The organism is Azotobacter armeniacus (assembly GCF_054779355.1).
This window is the reverse complement of the sequence record NZ_BAAGYK010000035.1, coordinates 63,828-81,300: the sequence shown is the minus strand read 5'-3', so window position 1 is coordinate 81,300 and position 17,473 is coordinate 63,828. Positions and strand designations below refer to the sequence as shown.

Here is a 17,473-nt window from a genome sequence, read left to right as displayed (position 1 = left end):
TCACCTTCAGCACGCCGTCGCGCTGATGGCCGAACAGGTCATAGGCGGCTCTGGCCCTGAGTCAACCGCAGGAATGTGACGAGGCGGAGCCAGGCCGGTTGGCCATTGTCAGAGTCACTACTCTTCATTGGGGAACTCGTAGTTCATCGCCGGGCCCGGTGCCTGCAGGTAGTAGCCCTGGATGTAGTTGACCCCGGCCTGCCAGAGCGTCGCCAGCACGCTGGAGTTCTCGATGCCCGGCACTATGCTCGGTCGGGCCTGGGCATGCAGGCTGGCCAGCAGGGCCTTGAAGCTTTCCTGGCCTTTTTCGTCGGCGAGCGTGCCGATGAAGGAGTCGTCGATCTTGACGTAGTCCACCGGCAGGTGCCGGAGCGTGTTGAACGGGTTGAGGGCGCAGCCGAAGTGGATCAGCGCGCTCTTGCCGTGCAACTCGGCGAGTCCTTCGACCAAAGCCTTGGCCTGCTTGAGATAGACGGTCGCATCGGCTTCGCCGAGCTGCAGGATCAGCGCCGCGGCGGGCAACTGCGCCGCCCGCAGTGCCGTGCCGAGCCAGGGCAGCAGCGTCGGGTCCTGCAGGCTGGCGGTGGACAGGTGGACGAACAGGTGGGTGTTGTGGCCCTTCGCGCGGTGCGCGGCGAGCTGGCGGATGGCGTTGAGGATCACCCAGCGATCCAGGGTTTCGGCCAGGCCGGCCTCGCAGGCGGCGGCGAGGAAGTCGGCGGGCGACACTTCCGCGCCCTGGGGGTCGATCAGCCGCAGCAGGACCTCGTAGTGTTCGGTGCTGTCTCCGCGCAGGCTGATGATCGGCTGGAACAGCAGGCGGAAACTGTCCTTCTCCAGCGCTTGGCGGACCATGGCGCCGACATTGCCGCGGCTGGCCTCGGCGGCCAGCTCCTCGGCCGGATCGTAGAGCTTCAGGGCATTGCCATCGGCCAACTCGTCGGCGCAGCGGTGCGCGCGCTCGATCACCAGCTGGGCCTTGGGCGTCGTCTCGTTGAGACTGGCGATGCCGATCGACAGGGTGAGCTGCACGGTCCGTTCGGCGACCTCGAACAGCTGGCCTTCGACCTTCTTCAGCAGGGCGGCGAGTCCGGCCCGTGTCTGTTCCAGCGTCAGGTTGGGCAGCAGCACGGCGAAGGCATCGTCGGCGAAGCGGGCCAGCAGGGCCTCGGCGGGGAACTCGCCGCGCAGCAGATTGGCCAGGTCGGCGAGCAACTGGTCGAGGCCGGCCAGGCCGAGATTGGTGTGCAACTGGGCGTAGCGGTCAAGGCGCAGGTAGGCCAGGCAGGACGGCTGGTCGGCGTTGACCGCGCGTGCGCAGGCGGAGTCCAGCAGTTCGAGGAAGTAGTTGCGGTTGAACAGTCCGGTGACCAGATCCTGGCTGCTGACCTCGCGCAGCTTCTCTTCCAGCTCGCTCTGCAGGCTTTCGGCCCGCAGCACCGCCTGGATGCAGGGTTCGCCGTCGTAGCTGGCCGGCGACAGGTCGATGCGCATGCGGAACTGGCGACCTTCGGCGCTGATCCCGCTGCACTGCAGTACGCCCTCGTCACGGGCGCTGCCGTAGTTTTTCAGTAGGTCGCGGAACCGGGCCTGGTCGCGGCCGGCGATCAGGTCGATCATCGGCATGCCTTCCAGCTCGTCGGCCTCCTCGTAGCCGAACAGCTCCAGATAGGCGCGGTTGGCGTAGATATGCATACCATCGTGCACATAGGCGATGGCGTCCACCGAGCTGTCGAGCAGCAGCTGGCAGCGCTTCTCCGCCTCGCGCAGGGCGACTTCCGCGCTGCGCCGGGCGCGGCGCTCGTCCAGGTTGGCCAGCTCGCGGCTGGCGACCAGGATCAGGCGCTCGTCCTCGCCCTGGGGCAGGGCATCCTGGGCGCCGAGGGCGAGGGCTTCGGTGATCGAGTCGGAGTCGTTGTCCGGCAGCAGTTGGAGGATGGGGATGTCCTTGGCCTGGCGGCGGATGGCGGCGATCGCCTCGGCGGGGCTGAGGTTTTCACTGTGCGGGGCGGTGATCAGCAGGTCCCAGGTCTGCTGCAGGGACTCGGCGAGGTCCTCGCTGGAGGTCAGGCGGTGCACCCGGGTGGCGCGACCGGCGTTGCGGAACAGGCTGACCAGGCGCTCGGCTTCGTTCTGCGAGTCTTCCAGAATCAGCAGGCGGACGGTTTTCTTCTCGATGGCCATGGCAGGAACAGAATCGGCGCAGGGCGATTGCAGGCCGCCGAAAGCCGCTCAAGGCTTTTTCCGACCCGCTCACCGCGGAACAGGGGTTGGCGGAATCTACAGGGACCGCCGAGACGAGTCAAAGCGCGGGAAGGCCGGCTGTGACCGGCATCCCGCACGCGGCGGCAGGCGCTCAGGAGGAGCCTTGCGGATATACCTGGCCGATTGCCTGGCCCATGCGCAGATGGCCCAGGGGCTCGAGGTCGTCGCGCCAGCGCACCTGGTCCGGGCCGAACAGGATGATGACCGTCGAGCCGAGCCTGAAGCGTCCGAGTTCCGCGCCCTTGTCCAGATGGATGGGCGGGCGCACCGCCTCGTCGTAATTCCAGCGCTTGATCTGGCGCGGCGGTGGGGTGACCACTCCGGCCCAGACTGTTTCGATACTGGCGACAATCATCGCGCCGACCAGCACCACGGCCATGGGGCCGCACTCGGTATCGAACAGGCAGACCAGGCGCTCGTTGCGGGCGAACAGCTCTGGCACGTTCTCCGCGGTGAGGCGGTTCACCGAGAACAGCTGCCCCGGTACGTGGATCATTTCCCGCAGGGTGCCAGCCAGCGGCATGTGCACGCGGTGGTAGTCCTTTGGTGACAGGTAGGCGGTGGCGAAGTTGCCGCCCAGGAAGGGGGCGGCGGTGGCGGGATCGCCGCCGAGCAGCTCCTGCACGCTGAAACTGTGGCCCTTGGCCTGGAAGAGGCGCCCCTGCTCGATGGCCCCGAGCTGGCTGACCGTACCATCGGCCGGACTGAGGATGGCGCCGGGCGTGGGATCGAGAGGGCGGACACTGTCCTTCAGGGCGCGGGTGAAGAAAGCGTTGAAGTGCTCGTAGGCAGTCGGTTCCTCGACCAGCGCCTCGCTCATATCGACCTGAAAGTACCGGGCAAAGGCCTTGATGAAGGTATTCTTGACCCAGGTGGTGCGGCATTCGGCGAGGCAGCCGGCCGCGCGTGACAGCAGGTGGTGAGGCAGCCGGTGCTGGCCGAGGAGGAACAGGCGGTCTTTCATCGGGTTTCCTTAAGTCTCCACTGGGGTGTCCGGGTGGTTGCCCCATTCGCTCCAGGAACCGGCATAGCCCTTGACTTGCGGGTAGCCGAGGGCCTTGGCGATCAGGTAGGTCAGGCCGGAGCGGTGATGGGTCTGGCAGTGGGTGACGATTTCCTTGTCCGGGGTGATGCCCAGACCCTTCAGGCAGTCGGCGATGTCGGTGCGGATGCGCAGGGCGCGGGTCGGGTCCATGGCAGCGGTCCATTCGAAGTTGACCGCACCGGGAACATGGCCACCCTTCGCCGCGAGCACCTTCTCGCCGCGGTACTCCTGCGGCGAGCGGGCGTCCCAGATCGCCAGGTCGGCAGCGCCGAGGCGGCTCTGCAGGTATTCGCGGGTGGCGGTCGGTTCGTCGTGCAGCACGAGGGGCAGGGAGCCGCCAGCCGGTGCCGGGACTTCCCGGGACAGCGTCCGACCCTCTGCCAGCCAGGCGGTGAGGCCGCCGTTCAGGTAGTGGTAGCGGGGGTGGCCGATGACGTCCAGCAGCCAGATGAAGCGCCCGGCCCAGCCGCCGCCCTCGTCGTCGTAGACCACGTAGACCGCATCTGGATTGTGGCCGAGCTCGCCGAACAAGCCTTCCAGCTGCTCCTTGGCGGGCAGCAGGCCGGGCGCCGGCGGCTGGCCGAGCTGGGTGCGCTTGGGGTCGACGAAGCGCGCGCCGGGGATGTGTCCCTCGGCGTAGCGGGCGGCGTTGGTCAGGTCGACCAGGATCAGCTGAGGCGCCGTCAGGCGGGCATCCAGATCAGCCGGTTCGATGACCAGTGGCAGCGAGGCGAAGTCGTCCATGGGGGGACTCCAGGCAGTAATGAAAGAGGATGGATTGTAGCCTCAGCCCGGCGACCTTCGGCACGGACGTTGTCAGTATTCCGGCTCGGGCAGGCTGGCGAGGATATGCCGGTAGCTGGCCATGCGCTGCGGCTGGATGCGGCCGTCCTCCAGGGCCGCGAGTAGCGCGCAGCCGGGCTCGCGGTCGTGCCGGCAGTCGCGGAAGCGGCAGTGGCCGAGCAGCTCGCGGAACTCGATGAAGCCGTTCTCCACGTCGGCGCGGTCGACATGGCCGAGGCCGAATTCGCGGATGCCAGGCGAGTCGATCAGCTCGCCGCCCCCGGGGAAGTGGAATAGCCGGGCGGTGGTGGTGGTGTGCATGCCCTTGCCGGTTTGTTCGGAGAGGGCGCCGACGCGGGTATCCACGCCGGGCAGTAGGCTATTGACCAGCGACGACTTGCCTACTCCGGACTGGCCGACGAAGACGCTGACATGGCCGTCCAGCGCCGCCTGCAGCTCCTGCATGCCGGCGCCCTGGCGGGCCGAGACCTCCAGCAGGGGGTAGCCGAGACGATGGTAGGTGGTGAGCAGGGCATCGAGGCCAGCGGCGTTCTCCTCGTCCACCAGGTCGGCCTTGTTCAGCAGCAGCAGCGGGCGGATGTCAGCGTGCTCGGCGGCGATCAGGTAGCGATCGATGAGGTTGGCGTGGGGCTCGGGAAGCGGGGCGAAGACGATGACGATCTGGTCGACGTTGGCCGCCACCGGCTTGAGCTGGCCGCGCATGTCCGGCCGGCACAGTTCGCTGCGCCGCGGCAGTTGCGCGACTATGACGCCGATCCCCTGGTTGCCGGCGCGCCAGACCACCCGGTCGCCGGTGACCAGTGTCGGCAGGTTGGCGCGCAGGTGGCAGCGGCAGACCTGGCCGGCCAGTTCGCCGTCCTCGGCCTCGACCTCCACCTGGACGCCGAAGTGGGCGATCACCAGGCCGGTTTGTTCCGGGCCGAGGTCGCTACCTTCCAACTCATCGAGCAGGCGGGACTCGCGCTTGGCTGCGCGGGCGGCGCGCTCTTCCTGGATCTTTTCAATGCGCCAGCTCTGGCGGCGGGTGAGTTGGCGTTTGGCCATGGGTCGGAGGTTCGGTCGCGAGTGGCTGGGGGGCAGCGAGTTTAGCATGGGCGGGTCCTGCTAAACTGCGGCAAAGCCAAGGAGCCTAGCTATGCAGAACCCGCAAAATCTGATCTGGATCGACCTGGAAATGACCGGGCTGAATCCAGAAAAGGACGTCATCATCGAGATGGCCACCATCGTTACCGACAGCGAGCTGAACGTGCTGGCCGAAGGGCCGGTGATCGCCGTGCACCAGAGCGACGAGATCCTTGCGGGCATGGACGAGTGGAACACCCGTCAGCATGGCCATTCCGGCTTGACCCAGAGGGTCCGTGCCAGCCGCATCGACGTCGGGACGGCCGAGGCGCAGACCCTGGCTTTCCTCGAGCAGTGGGTGCCCAAGGGCAAGTCGCCGATGTGCGGCAACAGCATCTGCCAGGACCGGCGTTTTCTCGCCCGCTACATGCCGGCTCTGGAGGCCTGGTTCCACTACCGCCACGTGGACGTCTCGACCCTCAAGGAACTGGCCGGGCGCTGGGCGCCGCATGTGCGTGACAGCTTCAGCAAGACCGCCAGCCACCTGGCGCTGGACGATATCCGCGAGTCCATCGCCGAGCTGCGCCATTATCGCGAGCATTTCATCCGGTATTGACGATGCGGGTCATTCGCGGCCGTGTCGACGCAGCGCCCACCGCACATGCTCGCGCACCAGCGGCGAGGGATGATCGCGGCGTGCCTCGAGCGCCTCGAGTACCGGGATGGTCGAGGGCGCGTTGCCCAGGCCAATCGCCAGGTTGCGCAGCCAGCGCTCGTAGCCGGCACGGCGCAGCGGCGAGCCCTCGCTGCGGGCGAGGAATTCCGCCTCGCTCCAGAGAAAGAGCGCAGCCAGCTCGGCGTTGTCCAGGCCGTGGCGTGGCTGGAAGTCGCCCTCCGTGGTTGGGCGGGCGAAGCGGTTCCAGGGGCAGACCAGCTGGCAGTCATCGCAGCCGAACACCCGGTTGCCGATCAGTGGACGCAGCTCCACGGGGATCGGCCCCTTCAGTTCGATGGTCAGGTAGGAGATGCAGCGCCGTGCGTCGAGCACCTTGGACCCGACGAAGGCGCCGGTCGGGCAGGCATCAAGGCAGGCCGAGCAGCGTCCGCAATGTTCGCCGGCGTGGGGGGCGTCCGTCGGCAGGGGCAGATCGACGTACAGCTCGCCGAGGAAGAACCAACTGCCGGCCTTGCGGTTGAGCAGCAGGGTGTTCTTGCCGATCCAGCCGAGCCCGGCCTGCTCGGCAAGGGCCTTTTCCAGCACCGGGGCGCTGTCGACGAAGGCGCGGTAGCCGAACGGGCCGATTTGTCCCTGGATGCGTTCGGCCAGCTGCTGCAGGCGCTTGCGGATCAGCTTGTGGTAGTCGCGGCCGAGGGCGTAGCGGGACAGGTAGGCCTGCTCCGGCGCGGCAAGGCGCTCGGCCATTCGGGTGTTGCCCGGCAGGTAGTCCATGCGCAGCGAGACCACCCGCAGGGTGCCGGGCACCAGCTCGGCGGGGCGCGAGCGCTTGTCGCCGTGGGCGGCCATGTAGTCCATCTCGCCCTGGTAGCCGGCAGCCAGCCAGCGCTGCAGATGGGCCTCGTGCTCGCGCAGGTCGATATCGGCGATGCCGACCTGCTGGAAGCCCAGTTCGCGGCCCCAGTCCTTGATCGACTGAGCGAGACGGGCGGGATCGGGTGGGCTGGCGGACATGCTGAAGGAAACCTGTGTTAGATGCGATAATTCTGCCAGACCTCGGAGCCGATCGACGCATGCCAGACATTCAGGAAGATTTGCCGCTTTCCCTTTACAGCGCTGCCCAGGTGCGCGAACTCGACGCGCGGCTGATCGCCGCCGGCACCCCCGGCTTCGAGCTGATGAGCCGCGCCGCCCATGCCGCCTGGCGGGCCCTGCGCCGGCGCTGGCCGCAGGCCGGCGCGCTGACGGTGCTTGCCGGGCGCGGCAACAATGCCGGCGACGGCTATCTGGTCGCCGCGCTGGCGCAGCGCGCCGGCTGGCGCGTGCGGGTGCTGGCGGTTGGCGACCCACAGCAGCTGCAGGGCGACGCGGCGCAGGCTTGGCGCGAGGCGCGGCAGGCCGGGGTGGCGATCGAGTCCTGGAGCGAGTGCGCGCAGCTGGAAGGCGTGCTGGTCGACGCTCTGCTCGGCACCGGCCTCGGCGGGTCGGTGCGCGAACCCTACGCCCAGGCGATTCGCCAGATCAATGCCAGCGGTCTGCCGGTGCTGGCGCTGGACATTCCCTCCGGGCTCAGCGCCGACACCGGCTGCCCCCTGGGCGTGGCGGTGCGTGCCGAGCTGACGGTCAGCTTCATCGGCCTCAAGCTGGGGCTGCTCACCGGCGAGGCGCCGGATCACGTCGGCGCGCTGGTGTTCGCCGATCTGGCGGCCGATCCGCAGATCGTCGCCGCGCAGCCAGCCGCGGCCCTGCGCCTGGCTGCCGGCAATGTGGCGCGTCTGGCGCCGCGTCTGCGCACCGCGCACAAGGGGCGTTACGGTCATGTGCTGGTGCTTGGCGGCGACCTCGGCCTTGGCGGGGCGGCGCTGCTCAGCGCGGAAAGCGCCCTGCGCGCCGGCGCCGGGCTGGTCAGTCTGGCGACCCGCGGCGCGCACGTGCCGGCGGCGCTGGCGCAGCGGCCGGAGTTGATGAGCCGCGGCGTCGACTCGGCTAATCAGGCGCTGGCGCTGATGACCCGTGCCGACGTGCTGGTGGTCGGTCCGGGGCTCGGCCAGGAGGCCTGGGGCCGCAGCCTGCTGTCGGCGGCGGCCGGCTGCGCGCAGCCCCAGGTGTGGGATGCCGACGCGCTGAATCTGCTCGCCGCCGGCGCGGTGGGCGCACCGGCGAATGCCGTGCTGACGCCCCACCCCGGCGAGGCCGCGCGTCTGCTGGGCAGCGATACCGCAACCGTGCAGGCCGACCGGCCGGCAGCAGCCCTCGCTCTGGCGCGGCGCAATGGCGTGGTGGTCATCCTCAAGGGCTCCGGCAGCCTGGTGGCCACCCCCCAGGGGCACCTGGCGCTGTGCGACCACGGCCATCCGGCGATGGCCGGAGCGGGGCTTGGAGATGTTCTCGCCGGGCTGGTCGGTGCCCTGCTGGCTCAGGGGCTGGCGCCTTTCGAGGCGGCCTGCCTGGCAGTCTGGCTGCATGCCCGGGCGGGCGAGCGGCTGGCGGTGATGGGCCGCGGGTTGGTGGCCAGCGATCTGTTCCCGATGATTCGTCAGTTGCTGGAGGAGCATTCGCCGTGCCTGGGCTGATCCTTTTTGCCGCTGACGAGGCGGCCCAACTGGCCCTGGGCGAGCGCCTCGGCGCGCTCACCGGCGGCTGCGGGACGATCTTCCTGCATGGCGAACTCGGCGCCGGCAAGACCACTCTGTCGCGTGGCATCCTGCGCGGCCTGGGGCATGCCGGCGCGGTGAAGAGCCCGACCTTCACTCTGGTCGAGCCCTACCGGATCGGCGAGCGACAGGCCTACCACTTCGATCTGTATCGCCTGGCCGATCCGGAAGAGCTTGAATTTCTTGGGGTTCGTGACTATTTCGGGGACGACGCGCTGTGCCTGGTCGAGTGGCCGCAGCGCGGCTCGGGCTTTTTGCCAAGGCCGGACCTCGATATTACCATTACCCAGCAAGCGGGAGGCCGCATCTTGCGCCTGTCGCCCCATGGCGCACGGGGCGAAGCCTGGTGCGCCTCTCTGGCTCAGGAGAACTAGATAATTATGTGGGTTAGGGCCTGTCATCAATTGTTTCCACGATTGCGTTGCCGCCCGAAGGGACGGGCCTGTTTGGGCACAGTGCCGCGCTGTTCGTCGTTCATTTGGAATGACCAAACCTCTCTCCTCACGCCTTGCCCTGTGCCCAAACAGGCTCCGTCGCAACGAGGAAACCATTGATGACAGGCCCTAATTCCCTGCGTGCCTGGGTCGCCGGCGTCGGTCTGCTGCTCGTCGCCCTGGCCGTCGATACCTGGGCAGCCGTGGAGGTGCGTGGCGTGCGCCTGTGGCGGGCGCCGGACAATACCCGCCTGGTGTTCGATCTGAGTGGCCAGGTGCAGCACAGCGTATTCACCCTGACCGCACCGCACCGGATCGTCATCGATGTCAGTGGCGCCCAGCTGCGCACCCAACTGGACAGGCTCGCCTTGGGCAATACCCCGATCAGCGGCCTGCGCGCGGCGCAGCGGAGTCCGAACGAGCTGCGCCTGGTCCTCGACCTCTCCAAGTCGGTGGTGCCCAAGAGTTTCACCCTCGCACCCAACCAGCAGTACGGCCATCGTCTGGTGCTCGACCTTTACGATCAGGAGCCGAGCATCGCCCCCGAGCTGCCGCCGACGCGGGTCGTCAGTCGGCCGGTGCCGGCCCCGGTGATAACGCCGACCAAGCCGGCAGCCAAGGCGACCACGCCGTTGTCCAGGGGCAGGCGAGACATTGTGATCGCGATTGATGCCGGTCACGGCGGCGAGGATCCTGGCGCGATCGGTCCGCGGGGGGCGCAGGAGAAGAATGTCGTCCTGGCCATCGCCCGTGAGCTGCAGCAGCAGATCAACGCCGAGAAGGGCTTCCGCGCCGAGCTGGTGCGCACCGGTGACTACTTCATCCCGCTGCGCAAGCGCACCGAGATCGCCCGCAAGAAGGGCGCCGACCTGTTCGTCTCCATCCATGCCGACGCCGCGCCGCGCTCATCGGCCTTCGGCGCCTCGGTCTATGCCTTGTCCGATCGCGGCGCAACCTCGGAAACGGCGCGCTGGCTGGCCGACAGCGAGAACCGCTCGGACCTGATCGGGGGCGCCGGCAGTGTCAGTCTCGAGGACAAGGACCGCATGCTCGCCGGTGTGCTGCTCGACCTGTCGATGACTGCCTCGCTGTCCTCCAGTCTGAACGTCGGCCAGAAGGTGCTGAGCACCATGGGGCGGATCACCCCGCTGCACAAGGAGCGGGTGGAGCAGGCTGGCTTCATGGTGCTGAAATCGCCGGACATCCCGTCGATCCTGGTGGAAACCGGGTTCATCTCCAATCCTGGCGAGTCCGACAAGCTGCAGACCCGCAGTCACCAGCAGGCGCTGGCGCGTTCCATCCACGGCGGGGTGCGCCAATTCTTCCAGCAGAACCCGCCGCCGGGCACCTACATCGCTTGGCTGCGCGACTCCGGGAAGATTGCCCGGGGACGACAGGAGCATGTGGTCGTCTCCGGCGAAACCCTGGCGCTGATCGCCGAGCGCTACCAGGTCGGCATGGCGGCGCTGCGCCGCGCCAACAAGCTGAAGAGCGACCTGCTGAAGATCGGCCAGGTTCTCGACATACCGGCCGCCACCTTGGCGGCCCAGCCATGAGCGGCCCGGCGCGCATTCAGCTGCTGAGTCTGCGGCTGGCCAACCAGATCGCCGCCGGCGAAGTGGTCGAGCGACCGGCCTCGGTGGCCAAGGAGCTCTTGGAGAACAGCCTGGACGCCGGTGCCCGGCGCATCGACATCGAGGTGGAGCAGGGCGGCGTCAAGTTGCTGCGGGTGCGCGACGACGGCAGTGGCATCGCCGCCGACGACTTGCCGCTGGCCCTGGCCCGCCATGCCACCAGCAAGATCCGCGATCTGGAGGATCTCGAGCGGGTGATGAGCCTGGGCTTTCGCGGCGAGGCGCTGGCCTCGATCGGTTCGGTGGCGCGTCTGACCCTGACCTCGCGCACCGCCGATGCCGGGCAGGCCTGGCAAGTCGAAACGGAGGGGCGCGACATGGAAGCGCGGGTGCAACCGGCGGCGCATCCGGTCGGCACTTCGGTGGAGGTGCGCGACCTGTTCTTCAATACGCCAGCGCGGCGCAAATTCCTGCGTGCGGAAAAGACCGAATTCGAGCATTTGCAGGAGGTCATCAGGCGCCTGGCCCTGGCGCGCTTCGAGGTGGCCTTCCACTTGCGCCATAACGGCCGGAGTGCGCTGGCCCTGCATGAGGCCGGAGACGACGCGGCCCGTGCGCGGCGGGTCGCGGCGGTCTGCGGGCCGGCCTTCCTGGAGCAGGCGCTGCCGGTCGAGGTCGAGCGGGGCGGTCTGCGCCTGTGGGGCTGGGTCGGCCTGCCGACTTTCTCGCGCAGTCAGGCCGACCTGCAGTACTTCTACGTCAACGGCCGCATGGTGCGCGACAAGCTGGTCGCCCATGCAGTGCGCCAGGCCTATCGCGACGTGCTGTTCAACGGCCGTCATCCGACCTTCGTGCTGTTCCTCGAGGTCGATCCGTCGGTGGTGGATGTCAACGTGCATCCCACCAAGCATGAGGTGCGCTTTCGCGACAGCCGCATGGTCCACGATTTCCTCTATGGCACCTTGCACCGCGCACTGGGCGAGGTGCGCCCCGAGGACCAACTGGCGGCACCGGTTGCCGCGCCGTCCGCGGCTCCGCTCGCCGGACCTGCTGCCGGCGAGTTCCGGGGGCAGGGCGAGATGCCGCTGTCCACCTGCGCACCCGAGCGGACGCCGGACGAGCCGGCCGCCTGGAAGGGCCCCGGCGCTGGCTATCAGGCGCCACGGCCGCAGCCTGCGGGGCATTCCGCCGAGCCCGGGGGCGTCTATCGCGAGTTCTTCGCGCCGCTGGCCGAGTCCGGGTCTGCGCCTGCAGCCCCGTCGGACGGGCTGGACGATGTGCCGCCGCTCGGCTATGCCCTGGCCCAACTCAAGGGGATCTACATCCTCGCCGAGAACGCGCAGGGCTTGGTACTGGTGGACATGCACGCGGCCCACGAGCGGGTCACCTACGAGCGGCTGAAGACCGCCATGGCCAGCGAGGGGTTGCGCGGCCAGCCGTTGCTGGTGCCGGAAAGTCTGGCCCTCAGCCAGCGCGAGGCGGACTGCGCCGAGGAACATGCCGAGTGGTTCCTGCGGCTGGGTTTCGAGCTGCAGCGCCTCGGCCCCGAAGCCCTGGCGATCCGGCAGACGCCGGCGCTGCTCCGGCAGGCCGAGTCGGGCCAGCTTGTGCGCGACGTGTTGGCCGATCTCCTGGAGTACGGTACTAGCGATCGCATCCAGGCCCATCTCAACGAGCTGTTGGCGACCATGGCCTGTCATGGCGCGGTGCGTGCCAACCGGCGCCTGACCTTGCCGGAGATGAACGCCTTGCTGCGCGACATGGAGCACACCGAACGCAGCGGTCAGTGCAACCACGGGCGGCCGACCTGGACCCGGCTGAGCATGGACGAGCTGGACAAGCTGTTCTTGCGCGGTCGCTAATCAACTTCCTCATGCCGAGCGGGGCCGCTTGCAAGCCTGTCGCCCGGCACCTGAAACTATGCTCCCTTTCGCGCCAGTACCGAGTTCGCCGATGTCCCGCCTGCCTCCCGCCATCTTCCTCATGGGGCCGACCGCTTCCGGCAAGACCGACCTGGCGCTGGAGCTGGTGCGGGTCCTGCCGTGCGAGCTGATCAGCGTCGACTCGGCGCTGGTCTATCGGGGCATGGACATCGGCACGGCCAAGCCCTCGAAGGCGCTGCTGGCGGAGTTTCCCCATCGCCTCATCGATATTCGCGATCCGGCGGAAAGCTATTCCGCCGCCGAGTTCCGCGACGCTGCCCTGGCAGCCATGGCTGAAATCACCGCCCGGGGGCGCATTCCCCTGCTGGTGGGCGGCACCATGTTGTATTACAAGGCCCTGCTGGAGGGGCTGGCTGACATGCCGGGCGCCGATCCGGCGCTGCGTGCGGAACTGGAGGCGCGGGGCGCTGCGCAAGGCTGGCCGGCCCTGCACCGGGAGCTGGCGGCGGTCGATCCGGAGTCGGCGGCGCGCATCCATCCCAACGATCCCCAGCGTCTAGTGCGGGCTCTGGAGGTCTATCGGGTCAGCGGCCTTTCGATGACTGCCCATCGCTTGCGTCAGGTCGCGCAAAATCCTCTATCTTGCGACTCAACGGGTGGGCATTTGCCTTATACTGTCGCCCATCTGGCAATAGCGCCGACGCAGCGACAGATTCTGCACGAGCGAATCGCCCGGCGATTCCGCCTGATGCTGGAGCAGGGCTTCGTCGACGAGGTCGAGGCGTTGCGGCGGCGCGGCGATTTACATGAGAACCTGCCCTCCATGCGGGCGGTCGGTTACCGGCAGGTGTGGGAACATCTGGAGGGTCGACTGACGCGGGAGCAGATGGTCGAGCGCGGCATCATCGCGACACGCCAACTGGCCAAACGGCAGTTCACCTGGTTGCGCAGCTGGACCGACCTCCACTGGTTGGACAGCTTGGGGGACGACAATCTTCAACGCTCCTTGAAATACCTTGAGGCGGTCGCCATATTGGCCTGAACTTCAGTCCTTGCTGCCGTTTTGGGGTTTCCCTGAGGCAGCCTGCCATTTTTCTTCAAATTTCTAAACAATCCCTGAAAGGAGAGCTCCTTATGTCAAAAGGGCATTCGCTACAAGACCCTTACCTTAATACCCTGCGCAAAGAGCGCGTTCCGGTTTCCATCTATCTGGTCAATGGTATCAAGCTGCAGGGCCAGATCGAATCCTTCGATCAATTCGTGATCCTGCTGAAGAACACGGTCAGCCAGATGGTCTACAAGCACGCGATTTCCACCGTGGTGCCGAGCCGTCCTGTGCGCCTGCCCACTGCGAGTGAGGGCGAGCAGCCCGAACCCGGCAACGCCTGATAGGAGCCCGCCTTGTTTTTTGAGCGCCCTGGTGGTGGAGAGCGAGCCATCCTGGTTCATCTCGAGAGTCAGGATCCCGATGCGCGTGAAGATCCCCAGGAGTTCCAGGAGCTCGCCCGCTCGGCGGGTGCCGAAACGGTGGCGTTCGTCGGTGTGGCGCGTCACCAGCCAAGTGCCAAATTTCTGATCGGCACCGGCAAAGTCGAGGAGTTACACGATCTGGTCAGGACCGAGCAGGCCGAGCTGGTGATCTTCAATCACATCCTGACGCCCAGTCAGGAGCGCAACCTGGAGCGCGCCTTCGAGTGCCGGGTGCTCGATCGCACTGGCCTGATTCTCGACATTTTCGCCCAGCGCGCGCGTACCCATGAGGGCAAGCTGCAGGTCGAGCTGGCCCAGTTGGAGCACATGAGCACGCGACTGGTCCGTGGCTGGACCCACCTGGAGCGGCAGAAGGGCGGTATCGGTCTGCGCGGTCCCGGTGAAACCCAGCTGGAGACTGACCGGCGCCTGCTGCGGGTACGCATCCGGCAGATCCGCCGGCGTCTGGAAAAGGTGCGCAGCCAGCGCGAGCAGGCGCGGCGCGGACGCCGGCGCGCGGAGATTCCCCTGGTTTCCCTGGTCGGTTATACCAATGCTGGCAAGTCCACCCTGTTCAATGCCATGACGGCTTCTGAGGTCTATGCGGCCAACCAGCTATTCGCCACCCTCGATCCGACCCTGCGCCGTCTCGAGCTGGACGATCTGGGGGCGCTGGTACTGGCGGATACCGTAGGATTCATCCGCCATCTGCCGCACAAGCTGGTCGAGGCATTTCGCGCTACGCTGGAAGAGTCGAGCAATTCCGACCTCCTGCTGCATGTGATCGACGCTCACGAGCCCGAGCGCATGGCGCAGATCGAGCAGGTCATGGCCGTGCTGGGAGAAATCGGCGCCGACAGCCTGCCGATCCTGGAGGTGTACAACAAGCTGGACCTGTTCGAAAGCATGGAGCCGCAGATCCAGCGCGATGCCGATGGCAAGCCGCAGCGGGTCTGGGTATCGGCCCGCGACGGGCGCGGCCTGGATCTGCTGCGTCAGGCCATCGCCGAGCTGCTGGGAGATGATCTGTTTGTCGGGACCCTGCGCCTGCCGCAGGGACTGGGTCGGCTGCGCGCGCAGTTTTTCGCGCTCGGGGCGGTGCGCAGCGAGACGCATGACGAGGAGGGGGGAAGCCTGCTGGCAGTGCGTTTGCCACGGATCGAACTGAAGCGCCTGGTCAGTCGCGAGGGGCTGCGGCCGGACGAGTTCATCACGCAACATACTTTGCAATGAAAGCCCGGCCGGCAGTTTTGCCGCCGGAAGCGGGCATTGGGTAGCATGGGGTGGCGTGCCGTGGGCGCGTCTGTGTTTTTCGGATGGAGAGCGCTATGGCTTGGAATGAGCCGGGTGGCAATTCTAACAACCAGGATCCCTGGGGCGGGCGTCGCGGAGGCGACCGCAAGGGGCCACCGGACCTCGACGAGGCGTTCCGCAAGTTGCAGGAAAGCCTGAACGGCATGTTGGGCGGGAAGAAGCGCGGCAGTGACGGGGCGGGTGGCAAGGGCGGTGGTTTCGGCCTGTTCGGCATCGCCCTGGCGGTGCTGGCGGCTTTCTGGTTGTACAGCGCGATCTACGTGCTGGACGAGCAGGAGCAGGCGGTGGTGCTGCGCTTCGGCAAATATCACGAGACCGTCGGGCCGGGCCTGAATATCCATTTCCCGCCGATTGATCGCAAGTTCGTGGAGAACGTCACCCGCGAGCGGGCCTACAGCAAGCAGGGGCAGATGCTCACCGAGGACGAGAACATCGTCGACGTGCCGCTTACCGTGCAGTACAAAATCAGCAATCTGAAGGACTTCGTGCTGAGCGTGGATCAGCCCGAGATCAGCCTGCAGCATGCCACCGACAGTGCACTGCGCCATGTGGTGGGCTCCACCGAGATGGATCAGGTGCTCACCGAGGGGCGCGAGCTGCTGGCGAGCGAGGTTCAGGAGCGCCTGCAGCGTTTCCTCGACACCTACCGCACCGGCATCGTCGTGACCCAGGTAAACGTGCAGAACGCCCAGGCGCCACGCGAGGTTCAGGAGGCGTTCGACGACGTGATTCGGGCTCGCGAGGACGAGCAGCGCGAGCGCAATCAGGCGGAAACCTATGCCAATGGCGTGATTCCCGAGGCGCGCGGCCAGGCGCAGCGGATTCTCGAAGATGCCAATGGCTATCGCGAGGAGGTCGTGGCCCGTGCCCAGGGTGAGGCGCAGCGCTTCGGCAAGCTGGTGGCGGAGTATCACAAGGCACCGGAGGTGACCCGTCAGCGCCTGTACCTGGAAACCCTGCAGGAGGTCCTGAGCAACAGCAGCAAGGTGCTGGTCGCCACCGAGGGGGCGCAGAACAACCTGCTCTACCTGCCGCTCGACAAGATGCTCGAGGGGCGCGGTGGCAATGCCCCGGCTGGTTTGCCGGCGCCTGCCGCGGCGGGCGCCGCCGACATGGGGTCGCAGGTCGTCAATGATCTGCAGCAGCGAGACCTGCGTTCAAGGGAGAGGCGTTGATGAGCAACAAATCCGTGGTCGCCCTGGTCGTCGGAGTGGTTCTGGCGCTGGTCGTCTGGAACAGCTTCTACGTCGTGGCGCAAACCGAAAGGGCCGTCCTGCTGCGGTTCGGTCGCATTGTCGAAGCCGATCTCCAGCCCGGGTTGCACGTGAAGATTCCCTATGTCAACAAGGTGCGCAAGTTCGATGCCCGTCTGTTGACGCTGGATTCGCCGACCCAGCGTTTCCTCACTCTGGAGAAGAAGGCGGTGATGGTCGATGCCTATGCCAAGTGGCGGGTGGCGGACGCCGAGCGCTTCTACACCGCTACTTCCGGCCTCAAGCAGGTCGCCGATGAGCGTCTGCTGCGCCGTCTCGAGTCGGGGCTGCGCGACCAGTTCGGCAAGCGAACCCTGCATGAGGTGGTTTCCGGCGAGCGCGACGCGCTGATGGCGGATATCACCCAGGCGCTTGATCGGATGGCGCGCAAGGAGCTGGGGATCGAGGTGCTCGACGTGCGGGTCAAGGCCATCGACCTGCCGAAGGAAGTCAATCGCAGCGTATTCGAGCGCATGAGCACCGAGCGTGAGCGCGAGGCCCGCGAGCACCGCGCCAAGGGCAAGGAGCTGGCCGAAGGGATCCGTGCCGATGCCGACCGCCAGCGCCGGGTGCTGCTGGCCGAGGCCTACCGCGAGTCGGAAGAGCTTCGTGGTGAGGGTGATGCACTGGCGGCAGACATCTATGCCCAGGCTTACAGGCAGGATCAGGAATTCTACGCCTTCCACCGCAGTTTACAGGCCTATCGCGGCAGTTTTGCGGACAAGAAGGACGTGCTGATCCTGGATCCGAAGAGCGAATTCTTCCGCTATCTGGAGCAGGCCAAGCCGTGATGGATATCCGGCGGGGCTGCAGGTCCCGCCGGGATGTCCGGACTGGAAAACGTGCTATGATGGGCCAGCCGGGGAAAACCCGGCTTTTTTGCGTCTGTGGGAATCATATGGCAGGGATTCACGATTGCCGTGTGTCTGATGCTGGTACTCGAAGGCATCCTGCCTTCCTCAACTCGCGACGCCGGCGTAGTGCGATCATGCAAGTACTGCAGTTGTCGGATCGTCAGCTATGCCTCATGGGGCTGGCC

15 protein-coding genes and 1 pseudogene are annotated in these 17,473 nt (G+C 67.0%); 11 read left to right on the top strand and 5 right to left on the bottom strand.

The genetic code is table 11. The features are described 5' to 3' along the window. Positions 1 to 117: 117 nt before the first annotated feature. The 4 genes from ACYVD0_RS08240 to rsgA all read right to left on the bottom strand — a co-directional run bounded on the left by ACYVD0_RS08240 (position 118) and on the right by rsgA (position 5,158). Positions 118 to 2,184 (bottom strand): EAL domain-containing response regulator, encoded by a 2,067-nt coding sequence (locus ACYVD0_RS08240; protein WP_460426362.1) that lies wholly within the window; start codon positions 2,182 to 2,184, stop codon positions 118 to 120. Between the two features lie 172 nt (positions 2,185 to 2,356). After that, positions 2,357 to 3,229, bottom strand: coding sequence for a phosphatidylserine decarboxylase (gene asd / locus ACYVD0_RS08235; protein WP_460426361.1), 873 nt, complete (start codon positions 3,227 to 3,229; stop codon positions 2,357 to 2,359). A gap of 9 nt (positions 3,230 to 3,238) precedes the next feature. Beyond that, on the bottom strand, positions 3,239 to 4,054 hold the full coding sequence (gene rhdA, locus ACYVD0_RS08230; RefSeq protein WP_460426360.1) for a thiosulfate sulfurtransferase: 816 nt from the start codon (positions 4,052 to 4,054) through the stop codon (positions 3,239 to 3,241). Positions 4,055 to 4,126: 72 nt separating this feature from the next. After that, positions 4,127 to 5,158: a small ribosomal subunit biogenesis GTPase RsgA gene (gene rsgA, locus ACYVD0_RS08225; RefSeq protein ID WP_460426359.1), complete on the bottom strand. Its 1,032-nt coding sequence runs from the start codon at positions 5,156 to 5,158 to the stop codon at positions 4,127 to 4,129. 91 nt (positions 5,159 to 5,249) lie between these two features. Here rsgA and orn point away from each other — a divergent pair, with 91 nt between their 5' ends. Continuing rightward, the gene (orn, locus tag ACYVD0_RS08220; protein WP_460426358.1) at positions 5,250 to 5,792 is read left to right on the top strand and encodes an oligoribonuclease; all 543 of its coding nucleotides are present in this window, start codon (positions 5,250 to 5,252) and stop codon (positions 5,790 to 5,792) included. Between the two features lie 9 nt (positions 5,793 to 5,801). Here orn and queG read toward each other — a convergent pair whose 3' ends face one another. Continuing rightward, entirely contained in the window at positions 5,802 to 6,866 is a 1,065-nt protein-coding gene (gene queG, locus ACYVD0_RS08215) for a tRNA epoxyqueuosine(34) reductase QueG (protein ID WP_460426357.1), read from the bottom strand. Positions 6,867 to 6,925: 59 nt separating this feature from the next. On the opposite strand from queG, the gene ACYVD0_RS08210 reads away from it, so the two are divergent. From ACYVD0_RS08210 to ACYVD0_RS08165, 10 genes and pseudogenes are all read left to right on the top strand, one after another. Continuing rightward, positions 6,926 to 8,425 carry an NAD(P)H-hydrate dehydratase gene (locus ACYVD0_RS08210; RefSeq protein WP_460426356.1) on the top strand — a complete coding sequence of 500 codons (1,500 nt, stop codon included), beginning with the start codon at positions 6,926 to 6,928 and terminating at the stop codon, positions 8,423 to 8,425. Beyond that, on the top strand, positions 8,413 to 8,880 hold the full coding sequence (gene tsaE, locus ACYVD0_RS08205) for a tRNA (adenosine(37)-N6)-threonylcarbamoyltransferase complex ATPase subunit type 1 TsaE (protein ID WP_460426355.1): 468 nt from the start codon (positions 8,413 to 8,415) through the stop codon (positions 8,878 to 8,880). Before ACYVD0_RS08210 ends, tsaE begins: the two co-directional genes overlap by 13 nt. Before the next feature lie 179 nt (positions 8,881 to 9,059). Beyond that, the gene (locus ACYVD0_RS08200) at positions 9,060 to 10,496 is read left to right on the top strand and encodes an N-acetylmuramoyl-L-alanine amidase (protein WP_460426354.1); all 1,437 of its coding nucleotides are present in this window, start codon (positions 9,060 to 9,062) and stop codon (positions 10,494 to 10,496) included. Then, entirely contained in the window at positions 10,493 to 12,376 is a 1,884-nt protein-coding gene (gene mutL / locus ACYVD0_RS08195) for a DNA mismatch repair endonuclease MutL (RefSeq protein WP_460426353.1), read from the top strand. Before ACYVD0_RS08200 ends, mutL begins: the two co-directional genes overlap by 4 nt. 91 nt (positions 12,377 to 12,467) lie before the next feature. Beyond that, entirely contained in the window at positions 12,468 to 13,439 is a 972-nt protein-coding gene (gene miaA, locus ACYVD0_RS08190; RefSeq protein WP_460426352.1) for a tRNA (adenosine(37)-N6)-dimethylallyltransferase, read from the top strand. A 92-nt stretch (positions 13,440 to 13,531) separates the two neighbouring features. Further along, entirely contained in the window at positions 13,532 to 13,786 is a 255-nt protein-coding gene (hfq, locus tag ACYVD0_RS08185; protein ID WP_012699425.1) for an RNA chaperone Hfq, read from the top strand. Between the two features lie 12 nt (positions 13,787 to 13,798). Next, entirely contained in the window at positions 13,799 to 15,100 is a 1,302-nt protein-coding gene (hflX, locus tag ACYVD0_RS08180) for an HflX GTPase family protein (RefSeq protein ID WP_460426351.1), read from the top strand. 95 nt (positions 15,101 to 15,195) lie between these two features. Further along, positions 15,196 to 16,356 (top strand): protease modulator HflK, encoded by a 1,161-nt coding sequence (hflK, locus tag ACYVD0_RS08175; RefSeq protein ID WP_460426350.1) that lies wholly within the window; start codon positions 15,196 to 15,198, stop codon positions 16,354 to 16,356. Continuing rightward, positions 16,356 to 17,225 carry a protease modulator HflC gene (hflC, locus tag ACYVD0_RS08170; RefSeq protein WP_460426349.1) on the top strand — a complete coding sequence of 290 codons (870 nt, stop codon included), beginning with the start codon at positions 16,356 to 16,358 and terminating at the stop codon, positions 17,223 to 17,225. Before hflK ends, hflC begins: the two co-directional genes overlap by 1 nt. Continuing rightward, a pseudogene (locus ACYVD0_RS08165) lies at positions 17,225 to 17,449 on the top strand (hypothetical protein); the annotation flags it as partial. The gene hflC and the pseudogene ACYVD0_RS08165, both read left to right, overlap by 1 nt. Between the last annotated feature and the right edge of the window lie 24 nt (positions 17,450 to 17,473).